Origin of the sequence: Pseudomonas sp. ACN8, assembly GCF_002303925.1 — a bacterium.
Taxonomy (GTDB): Bacteria; Pseudomonadota; Gammaproteobacteria; order Pseudomonadales; family Pseudomonadaceae; genus Aquipseudomonas.
On the sequence record NZ_MRCS01000055.1, the window covers coordinates 32,964 to 43,096 of the forward strand.

13 protein-coding genes are annotated in these 10,133 nt (G+C 59.5%); 1 reads left to right on the forward strand and 12 read right to left on the reverse strand.

Annotated elements, in window-relative coordinates; all coding sequences use genetic code 11:
* Positions 1 to 8: 8 nt before the first annotated feature.
* The 12 genes from rlmN to trmJ form a co-directional block, all read right to left on the reverse strand.
* Positions 9 to 1,151 (reverse strand): 23S rRNA (adenine(2503)-C(2))-methyltransferase RlmN, encoded by a 1,143-nt coding sequence (gene rlmN / locus BSF44_RS24950; protein WP_056721259.1) that lies wholly within the window; start codon positions 1,149 to 1,151, stop codon positions 9 to 11.
* 28 nt (positions 1,152 to 1,179) lie between these two features.
* Positions 1,180 to 1,605, reverse strand: a complete 426-nt coding sequence (gene ndk / locus BSF44_RS24955; protein ID WP_007903599.1) for a nucleoside-diphosphate kinase — start codon at positions 1,603 to 1,605, stop codon at positions 1,180 to 1,182.
* Positions 1,606 to 1,693: 88 nt separating this feature from the next.
* Positions 1,694 to 1,894, reverse strand: a complete 201-nt coding sequence (gene iscX / locus BSF44_RS24960; protein WP_007973999.1) for a Fe-S cluster assembly protein IscX — start codon at positions 1,892 to 1,894, stop codon at positions 1,694 to 1,696.
* A 14-nt stretch (positions 1,895 to 1,908) separates the two neighbouring features.
* Complete coding sequence (gene fdx / locus BSF44_RS24965) at positions 1,909 to 2,250, reverse strand: ISC system 2Fe-2S type ferredoxin (protein ID WP_020795601.1); 342 nt, start codon at positions 2,248 to 2,250, stop codon at positions 1,909 to 1,911.
* Between the two features lie 2 nt (positions 2,251 to 2,252).
* A complete protein-coding gene (gene hscA / locus BSF44_RS24970; protein ID WP_095945781.1) occupies positions 2,253 to 4,115 on the reverse strand; it encodes a Fe-S protein assembly chaperone HscA in 1,863 nt (620 codons plus the stop codon).
* Between the two features lie 51 nt (positions 4,116 to 4,166).
* Entirely contained in the window at positions 4,167 to 4,688 is a 522-nt protein-coding gene (hscB, locus tag BSF44_RS24975) for a co-chaperone HscB (protein WP_046040913.1), read from the reverse strand.
* Positions 4,689 to 4,696: 8 nt separating this feature from the next.
* Positions 4,697 to 5,020, reverse strand: coding sequence for an iron-sulfur cluster assembly protein IscA (iscA, locus tag BSF44_RS24980; protein WP_003227904.1), 324 nt, complete (start codon positions 5,018 to 5,020; stop codon positions 4,697 to 4,699).
* Between the two features lie 27 nt (positions 5,021 to 5,047).
* Positions 5,048 to 5,434 (reverse strand): Fe-S cluster assembly scaffold IscU, encoded by a 387-nt coding sequence (iscU, locus tag BSF44_RS24985; protein ID WP_056721266.1) that lies wholly within the window; start codon positions 5,432 to 5,434, stop codon positions 5,048 to 5,050.
* A gap of 101 nt (positions 5,435 to 5,535) precedes the next feature.
* Positions 5,536 to 6,750 (reverse strand): IscS subfamily cysteine desulfurase, encoded by a 1,215-nt coding sequence (locus BSF44_RS24990; RefSeq protein WP_095945782.1) that lies wholly within the window; start codon positions 6,748 to 6,750, stop codon positions 5,536 to 5,538.
* Positions 6,751 to 6,800: 50 nt separating this feature from the next.
* Positions 6,801 to 7,292, reverse strand: a complete 492-nt coding sequence (gene iscR, locus BSF44_RS24995; protein ID WP_003227911.1) for a Fe-S cluster assembly transcriptional regulator IscR — start codon at positions 7,290 to 7,292, stop codon at positions 6,801 to 6,803.
* A 238-nt stretch (positions 7,293 to 7,530) separates the two neighbouring features.
* A complete protein-coding gene (cysE, locus tag BSF44_RS25000) occupies positions 7,531 to 8,307 on the reverse strand; it encodes a serine O-acetyltransferase (RefSeq protein ID WP_095945783.1) in 777 nt (258 codons plus the stop codon).
* Positions 8,308 to 8,309: 2 nt separating this feature from the next.
* Positions 8,310 to 9,080, reverse strand: coding sequence for a tRNA (cytosine(32)/uridine(32)-2'-O)-methyltransferase TrmJ (trmJ, locus tag BSF44_RS25005; protein WP_008053257.1), 771 nt, complete (start codon positions 9,078 to 9,080; stop codon positions 8,310 to 8,312).
* 146 nt (positions 9,081 to 9,226) lie between these two features.
* Between trmJ and suhB the strand changes: the two genes are divergently transcribed.
* The gene (suhB, locus tag BSF44_RS25010; protein ID WP_008053258.1) at positions 9,227 to 10,045 is read left to right on the forward strand and encodes an inositol-phosphate phosphatase; all 819 of its coding nucleotides are present in this window, start codon (positions 9,227 to 9,229) and stop codon (positions 10,043 to 10,045) included.
* The last annotated feature ends 88 nt before the right edge of the window (positions 10,046 to 10,133 follow it).

Below are 10,133 nucleotides of genomic sequence, written 5' to 3' on the forward strand. Positions count from 1 at the left end.
TCTCTTGGTTATTTCGCGGCGTCTTGCGCTACATCGTTTTCGGCGTTCAGTTCACGCACGGCGATATAACGTTCGCTGCGACGGGTGCGATCCAGCACCTGCCCTACCAGTTGACCACATGCGGCGTCGATGTCTTCACCACGGGTGGTACGGACCGTGACATTGAAACCTGCATGGTGAAGCTGATCCTGAAAGCGACGAATCGCATTATTGCTCGGGCGCTCGTAACCGGAGTGCGGGAACGGGTTGAACGGGATCAGGTTGATCTTGCACGGGATGTTCTTGAGCAGCTCGATCATTTCCACCGCGTGCTCGACCTTGTCATTGATGTCTTTGAGCAAGGTGTATTCGATGGTCAGTACGCGCTTTTCGCCGAGATTCGACATATAGCGCTGGCACGACTCGAGCAGCATCTTAAGCGGATACTTCTTGTTGATCGGCACCAATTGGTTACGCAATGCGTCATTCGGTGCGTGCAGGGACAACGCCAGGGAGACGTCGATGTGCTTGGACAGCTCATCGATCATCGGCACCACGCCGGAGGTCGACAGGGTCACGCGGCGTTTGGAAATGCCGTAGCCCAGGTCGTCCATCATCAGATGCATGGCCGCGACGACGTTGTCGAAGTTCAGCAGCGGCTCACCCATGCCCATCATCACCACGTTGGTGATGGCACGGTCGACGGTTGCCGGGACGCTGCCAAAGGATTTGTTGGCAATCCACACCTGGCCGATGACTTCGGCGGCGGTGAGGTTGCTATTGAAGCCTTGCTTGCCGGTGGAGCAGAAACTGCAATCCAGGGCACAGCCTGCCTGGGACGAAACGCACAAGGTGCCGCGTTTGCCCTGGGGAATGTACACGGTCTCGACGCAGCTGCCGGACGCCACGCGCACCACCCACTTGCGGGTGCCGTCGCTGGAGATGTCCTCGCTGACCACTTCCGGACCACGGACCTCGGCAACAGTCTTGAGCTTTTCGCGCAAGGCCTTGCTGACGTTCGTCATGGCATCGAAATCATCGACACCAAAGTGGTGAATCCATTTCATTACCTGACCGGCACGGAAACGCTTCTCCCCGATTGAGTCGAAGAATTTTTCCATTTCCAGCTGAGTCAGACCCAGCAGGTTAGTTTTTACAGTCGATGTAGTCATGGATTCACCTTCACTCTTAAGCCAATGCTTAGCGAGTGGTTACTTCAGTAGCTGCGAAGAAGTACGAGATTTCGCGAGCGGCAGCGGCTTCGGAGTCCGAACCGTGTACGGCGTTGGCGTCGATGGAGTCAGCGAAGTCAGCACGGATGGTGCCGGCAGCAGCTTCTTTAGGGTTGGTAGCGCCCATCAGCTCACGGTTCAGAGCGATAGCGTTTTCGCCTTCCAGAACCTGAACGACAACCGGACCGGAGATCATGAAAGCAACCAGGTCGTTGAAGAAACCACGAGCGCTGTGCTCAGCGTAGAAGCCTTCAGCTTCGGCTTTGGACAGTTGCTTCAGTTTCGAAGCTACAACGCGCAGGCCAGCTTTTTCGAAACGAGTGGTGATCTCGCCGATCACGTTTTTAGCAACGGCGTCAGGCTTGATGATGGAGAAAGTACGTTGAACAGCCATGGTGTAACTCCAGAAACGGTAATTTACGAAAAATTAAACCCGCGAATTATACGCGGGTTCTCGGGTATTGCCTAACCTGCGGCGTGGCTCAGTCGCGTTCTTCGATCCAGTGGGCCTGAATGGCCTCCAGGATCTTTTCGCCACAATGCTCAGGCATGTCGTCGAAATCGGGTAGTTCCATCACCCATTTACGCAGATCGACGAAGTTGACCGACATAGGGTCCACGTCGGGCTTGCTTTCAGCCAGCTGGATCGCGATCTCCAGCACATCAGTCCACTTGAGTTTCATGACAATTCCTTGAATCAGTGCGGTGCTTCGGCTGCGTGGTTGAGCGAGTACTTCGGAATCTCGACGGTCAGGTCTTCGGTGCCGACCTTGGCCTGGCACCCCAGGCGGGACTCGCGCTCAAGACCCCAGGCTTTATCAAGGTAGTCCTCTTCCAGCTCGTCGGCCTCTTCCAGCGAGTCGAAACCCTCGCGAATGATGCAGTGGCAAGTAGTGCAGGCGCAGACGCCGCCACAGGCGCTTTCCATCTCGATGTGGTGCTCGTGGGCCAACTCGAGGATGGAAATCCCCGGCTCAGCCTCAACAACCATGCCTTCGGGGCAAAACTTCTCGTGTGGCAGAAAAATGACCTGCGGCATCGTTATTCCTCAATCTCATTCAGGTTGCGCCCCGCTAGCGCGGCTTTCACCGTCGAGTCCAGGCGGCGGGCAGCAAAGGCGTCGGTCACTTGCGACAGACGCTTGGTCTGCTGCTCGATGGCGTAACCATCGGTACCTTTCATCAGTTCGGTCAGTTCCTGCACCTGCATGTCGATGACCAGGCGCTCTTCGGCGTCGAGCAAGCGCTCGCCATCGGCCTCCAGAGCAGCCTGCACCGCCTCGATCAGGCGCTGGGCGTCGACCTGCTGCTCACGCAATACACGGGCAACCTTGTCGTCATTGGCGTGCTGGAACGAATCCTTGAGCATTTTGGCGATTTCGCCGTCGGTCAGGCCATAGGACGGCTTGACCTGAATGCTCGCCTCAACGCCCGAACCCAGTTCCCGAGCGGAAACGCTCAGCAGACCATCGGCATCGACCTGGAAGGTCACGCGAATCTTCGCCGCACCAGCCACCATCGCCGGAATGCCGCGCAGCTCGAAGCGCGCCAGGGAGCGGCAGTCGCTGATCAGCTCGCGCTCGCCCTGCAATACGTGGATGGCCATGGCCGACTGGCCGTCTTTGTAAGTGGTGAAGTCCTGAGCGCGGGCGACGGGGATGGTGGTGTTGCGCGGAATCACCTTCTCCATCAGGCCGCCCATGGTTTCCAGCCCCAGGGACAGCGGAATCACGTCGAGCAGCAGCAGTTCGTCGCCGTCGCGCTTGTTGCCGGCCAGGGTATCGGCCTGGATCGCAGCACCGATGGCGACCACTTGATCCGGGTCGATTTCAGTCAGCGGCTGGCGACCGAAGGCTTCGGCAACGGCTTCGCGAACGCGAGGCACACGAGTCGAACCACCGACCATGACCACGGCATGCACGTCGTCCAGTTCGATACCGGAGTCGCGAACGGCGCGGCGGCAGGCTTTCAGGCTGCGAGCGACCATCGGCTCGATCAGCGCATTGAAGGCTTCGCGGGTCAGCTCGGCTTTCCAGTCGCCATGGGCCACTTCAACGGCCGCCGCATTGGTCAGGGCTTCCTTGGCCGTACAGGCAGTTTGCAGCAAATTGCGTTGCGCGCCCGGATCGAGATCGGCGGACAGGCCGGCGCTCTCGATGATCCAGCCAGCGATTGCGTGGTCGAAGTCATCACCACCCAGGGCGCTGTCGCCACCGGTAGCCAAAACCTCGAAGACACCGCCGGTCAGGCGCAGAATCGAAATATCGAAGGTACCGCCGCCCAGGTCGTAGATCGCGACCAGGCCTTCGGCGTGCTGGTCCAGGCCGTAAGCCACGGCTGCAGCGGTCGGCTCATTGAGCAAGCGCAGCACGTTCAGACCGGCCAGCTTGGCCGCGTCCTTGGTGGCTTGACGCTGGGCGTCGTCGAAATAGGCCGGAACGGTGATCACCGCACCCACCAATTCACCACCCAGAGTCGCTTCAGCGCGCTGGCGCAGGACCTTGAGGATGTCGGCGGACACTTCCACCGGGCTTTTCGGGCCCTGGATCGTCTCGATGAACGGCATGTGCGACTCGCCACCGACAAAGCGGTACGGCAACTGATCACCCAGCTGTTTGACGTCGGACAGACCACGCCCCATCAAGCGCTTGACCGACAGCACGGTGTTCAACGGATCGGTGGCGGCGGCCAGCCTGGCGGATTCGCCAACCTCGACGCGATCGGCGTGGTAGCGCACGGCAGACGGCAGGATGACCCGCCCTTCTGCGTCGGCAAGCGGCTCGGAAAGACCACTGCGCAATGCAGCGACCAGCGAATTGGTAGTGCCCAAGTCGATCCCCACAGCCAGACGACGCTGGTGCGGTTGAGGACTTTGGCCGGGTTCGGCGATCTGCAGTAGGGCCATCGTTATCAGGACTTATCTGTATATCAGGCGTGCGACCGGAGCGGCACTGGGTTAATCGTCGAGGCGCTCTTCTAACTGGCGCACTTCGTAGGTGAGCTTGTCGAGGAACTGCATGCGCCGCATCAGGCGTTCGGCCTGTTCACGGTGCGCGGCATCGTTCCAGCAAGCTGCGAAGCTTTGGTTCAGTTCATCCTGGGCTGCCTTCAGGCGACGCTTGAAGACGGCAACGCCATTGAGGTCGGCGCTGTCCTGCAGGTCTTCGAGCTCTTCACGCAACTCCATCTGCTGCAGAAGGAACTCCGGATCATGCACCGTGACCTCCAGCGGCAGCTCGCCACCATTCAGGGCGAGCAGGTAACGCGCGCGCTTGGGCGGACTCTTGAGCGTCTGGTAGGCCTCGTTGAGGCTCGCCGATTGCTCCAGCGCCAAGCGCTGCTCACGCTCGGAAGCGTCGGCAAAGCGGTCTGGATGAACACTGCGCGCCAACTCACGGTAGCGCGTAGCCAGCTGATCGAGGTCCAGATCGAAACTCGGCTGCAGCTCAAATAAAGCGAAATGACAAGGAGTACCCACGACAAGCCTCAGATGTTGAAGCTTTCGCCGCAGCCACATTCACCGCGTACGTTGGGGTTGTTGAACTTGAAGCCTTCGTTCAACCCTTCCTTGACGAAATCGAGCTCGGTGCCGTCCAGGTAGGCCAGGCTTTTCGGGTCGATGATCACTTTTTCGCCGTGACTTTCGAACACCTGGTCCTCTGCAACCACCTCGTCGACAAACTCCAGCACGTAGGCAAGGCCGGAACAGCCTGTGGTGCGAACACCCAGACGAATCCCTTCACCTTTGCCGCGCCCGTCGAGGGAGCGCCGCACGTGTCGAGCAGCCGCTTCTGTCATGCTGATAGCCATCGGTGACTCCTTACTCGTCGCCAAAAATCAGATCAAGCCTTTCTTCTGCTTGTAATCGCGAACAGCCGCCTTGATGGCGTCTTCAGCGAGTACCGAGCAGTGAATTTTCACTGGCGGCAGGGCCAGTTCTTCAGCCAGCTGGGTGTTCTTGATGGTTTCCGCTTCGTCCAGGGTCTTGCCCTTCATCCACTCGGTAGCGAGGGAGCTGGAGGCGATAGCCGAACCGCAGCCGTAAGTCTTGAACTTGGCATCTTCGATGATGCCGGCGTCGTTGACCTTGATCTGCAGGCGCATCACGTCGCCGCACGCCGGAGCGCCGACCATGCCGGTGCCGACATCAGGATCTTGCGCGTCCATCTTGCCGACGTTGCGCGGGTTTTCGTAGTGGTCGATGACCTTTTCGCTGTAAGCCATGATTCTCAATCCTCACTCATCAGGGCCGCTCTTGAGACCCTGTAGTTACGCTGCGTTTACCGCCGCGCTGCTACAGGACCTGTATCCGGCGGCTTCTTTGTTTAGTGTGCCGCCCACTCGATCTTCGAGATATCGACGCCGTCTTTGTACATGTCCCACAGCGGCGACAAAGCGCGCAGCTTGGTAACGGCCTCGCAGACTTTCTGCGCGGCGTAGTCGATTTCTTCTTCGGTGGTGAAACGGCCGAAGGTGAAGCGGATCGAGCTGTGCGCCAGTTCGTCGTTGCGGCCCAGGGCGCGCAGCACGTACGAAGGCTCAAGGGATGCCGAGGTGCAGGCCGAACCGGACGACACCGCCAGATCCTTGAGCGCCATGATCAGCGACTCGCCTTCAACGTAGTTGAAGCTCAGGTTCAGGTTGTGCGGAACGCGGGCGGTCATGCTGCCGTTGACGTACAGCTCTTCCAGGTGCTCGACCTGCTTGTAGAAGCGGTCGCTCAACGCCTTGATGCGCGCGTTCTCGGCAGCCATGTCTTCCTTGGCTACGCGGAAAGCTTCACCCATGCCGACGATCTGGTGGGTCGCCAGGGTGCCGGAACGCATGCCGCGCTCGTGGCCGCCACCATGCATGGTCGCCTCGATACGTACGCGCGGCTTGCGGCTGACGTACAGGGCGCCGATGCCTTTAGGGCCGTAGGTCTTGTGGGCGGAGAACGACATCATGTCGACTTTCAGCTTCGAAAGGTCGATCTCGACCTTACCGGTGGACTGAGCGGCGTCGACGTGGAACAGGATGCCCTTGGAACGGAGCAGTTCGCCGATCGCTGCGATGTCGTTGATGGTGCCGATTTCGTTGTTCACGTGCATGACCGAAACCAGGATGGTGTCGTCGCGCAGTTCGGCTTCGATCATCTCAGGGGTCACCAGGCCATCGGTACGAGGCTCGATGTAGGTCACTTCGAAACCTTCACGCTCCAGCTGGCGCATGGTGTCCAGGACAGCCTTGTGCTCGATCTTGGTGGTGATCAGGTGCTTGCCCTTGGTGGCATAGAAATGCGCCGCCCCCTTGATTGCCAGGTTGTCGGATTCGGTGGCACCGGAGGTCCAGACGATTTCACGCGGGTCGGCGTTGACCAGGTCAGCGACCTGACGACGGGCGTTTTCGACGGACTCTTCGGCTTTCCAGCCGAACACGTGGGAACGGGACGCCGGGTTACCGAAGTTTCCGTCGACCAGCAGGCATTCACTCATTTTTTGCGCAACACGCGGATCAACCGGGGTGGTCGCAGAGTAATCAAGGTAAATCGGCAATTTCATGGACTATCTCCTAAATCAGGCTGGCTGGCGTGCCGCTAGCTCTTCGGCTGTCATTCGACGGCGGACGCTTCAATCTTGTCCAGGCGTGGCGCCTTGCTGTTGCAACGGCGCTGGTCCTGACGCTGGGCTACTTCTTGCACCTCACGGCGAGTCACAAGGTCAGCCAAGCTGATACCGCTCAGAAATTCGTGAATCTGCAGGCTCAGATCGCACCACAAGTGGTGGGTCAGGCAAGTGTCGCCGGAATGGCAATCACCCTGCCCCTGGCATTTGGTTGCATCGACCGATTCGTTCACCGCATCGATCACCTGGGCGACCTGGATGCCCTGCATGTCGCGGGACAGCTGGTAGCCGCCGCCTGGACCACGGACGCTGGACACCAGATTGCTACGGCGCAATTTGGCAAAAAGCTGTTCGAGGTAGGACAGGGAGATGCCTTGGCGCTCGGAGATATCGGCCAGGGACACGGGCCCGTGCTGCGCGTGCAACGCCAAATCGAGCATGGCGGTCACGGCGTATCGGCCTTTTGTAGTCAGTCGCATGGACAATTACCACGGAAATCGGAATGAGGCGAGTATGCAATTCCCGAGTATTTAAGTCAACTATAAGACCTAGTACTTTAGTCAGGATTACCCGCAAAAGAGCGGCAGCATCATAGCAAAGGCTGGCTGTGAACAGCCAGTAATACCGAGTCATCGTTCATCGCGAGCAGGCTCGCTCCTACAGGGGAACGCATTTCAAATGTAGGAGCGAGCCTGCTCGCGATAAGCCCAACTCGGTCTAACTGGCCTGACTCTGATCCTTGTCCTTCACACAGGCAAAGTCTTCTTCACGCAACTCAGGCAGATCTTTCGCACAGTAATTGCTGCCCAAGTCCTTCAACGCTCCGCACATCCCCTCCAGACGCCCATCGACCGCCTGCAGGTGATCAAGCAGTTGACCAATGGCACGCGCCACCGGGTCAGGCATGTCTTCAGTCACGCCATAGGCATCAAAACCGATCTTCTCGGCCATGGCCTTGCGCTTGGCGTCCTGTTCTTCGTCGGGCTTGACGATGATCCGCCCCGGAATACCCACCACAGTGGCGCCCGGCGGCACTTCCTTGGTCACCACGGCGTTGGAACCGACCTTGGCTCCCGCACCAACAGTGAACGGGCCAAGCACCTTGGCGCCGGCACCGACAACGACACCATCACCCAGCGTCGGGTGGCGCTTGCCTTTATTCCAGCTGGTACCACCGAGGGTTACGCCCTGATAAATGGTCACGTCATCGCCGATCTCGGCGGTTTCACCGATGACAATGCCCATGCCATGGTCAATGAAGAAGCGCCTGCCGACCTTGGCCCCCGGATGGATCTCGATCCCGGTCAACCAGCGCCCGAAGTTCGACACCAGCCGCGCCAGCCACTTCAGGTCCGCGCGCCACAGCATCGCCGACAAACGGTGAATCCAGATGGCATGCATGCCGGGATAGCAGGTCAGGACTTCAAAAGCGTTACGCGCCGCCGGGTCTCGGTGGAATACGCTCTGGATATCTTCACGCAAACGCTCGAACATCATTAATCCTTCCGCTTAAGGAGCTCACCACGGGCCGCTTTCTGGGTTTCCGTGAGGATGCCACGCAAAATATTCATTTCCGCCCGGCTGACCGAGCTGCGTCCGTACAACCGGCGCAGGCGCGCCATCAAGTGCCGTGGCTTTTCCGGATCGAGGAATTCGATGGCCACCAGGGTCTGTTCCAGGTGTTCATAGAATCGCTCCAGCTCATCCATGGTCGCAAGCTCGGCGCTTTTGACCGAAGCCACTTCTTCCTTCTCGACCTTGCTCGGCTGACCTTGGGCCGCCAGCCAGGACATGCGCACTTCATAACCCAACACCTGCACCGCCGCCCCAAGGTTCAACGAACTGAACTCCGGGTCTGATGGAATGTGCACGTGATAATGACATCGCTGCAGCTCTTCGTTGGTCAGGCCGGAGTCTTCACGACCGAACACCAAAGCGATTTCCGCGCCCTGCCCGGCTTCCTCGACCACTTTCGTTCCGCATTCGCGGGGATCGAGCAGCGGCCAGGGAATGCGCCGGTCGCGAGCACTGGTGCCAAGCACCAGATTGCAACCGACCAAGGCATCTTCCAAGGTGGCGACGACTTGCGCGTTTTCAAGGATGTCACCGGCACCGGAGGCGCGGGCATCGGCCTCGTGATGCGGGAACACACGAGGCTCGACCAGCACCAGCCGCGACAGCCCCATGTTCTTCATGGCACGCGCAGCCCCGCCGATATTGCCCGGATGGCTGGTATTGACCAGGACGACACGAATGTTTTGCAGCAAGGGAGGCGCTCTCGAACACGATAATCGGGAGCGGAATCTTACAGCTCATCCTACCGTTAAGCCATGAAAGCGAACGCCGTCCTTCTCCTGTAGAAACTTTCTGATAGAATGCCCGGCTTTCTTTAACAACCTTAGGTGACACATCCATGCAGCCCATGCTGAATATCGCGCTGCGCGCCGCCCGCAGCGCCAGTGAATTGATCTTCCGCTCCATCGAGCGCCTGGATACCATCAAGGTCGACGAAAAAGACGCCAAGGATTACGTATCCGAGGTGGATCGCGCCGCCGAACAGAAAATCATCGACGCCCTGCGCAAGGCCTACCCGAATCACTCGATCCTGGGTGAAGAGACCGGCATGCACGCCGGCACCGGCATCGAAGGCGAAGAGTACCTGTGGATCATCGATCCGCTGGATGGCACCACCAACTTCCTGCGCGGCATTCCTCACTTCGCTGTCAGCATTGCCTGCAAATACCGCGGCCGTCTTGAGCACGCTGTTGTTCTGGACCCGGTTCGCCAGGAAGAATTCACCGCCAGCCGTGGTCGCGGCGCTCAACTGAACGGTCGTCGCCTGCGCGTCAGCGGCCGCACCAGCCTGGACGGCGCCCTGCTGGGTACCGGCTTCCCGTTCCGTGACGACCAGATGGACAACCTCGACAACTACCTGGGCATGTTCCGCGCCCTGGTTGGCCAGACTGCCGGCATCCGCCGCGCAGGTTCGGCGAGCCTGGACCTGGCCTACGTGGCCGCCGGCCGTTTCGACGCCTTCTGGGAGTCGGGCCTGTCCGAGTGGGACATGGCTGCAGGCGCCCTGTTGATCCAGGAAGCTGGCGGCTTGGTGAGCGACTTCACCGGCGGTCACGACTTCCTTGAAAAAGGCCACGTCGTTGCCGGTAACACCAAGTGCTTCAAGGCAGTATTGACGGCGATCCAGCCGCACCTGCCAGCCTCGCTGAAGCGCTAAGCTTCCAGCGACAAAAAAGCACCCTGCGGGGTGCTTTTTTATGCCCGCAATTCGCCCTCGATAACACCACAACCCCACTGTAGGAGCG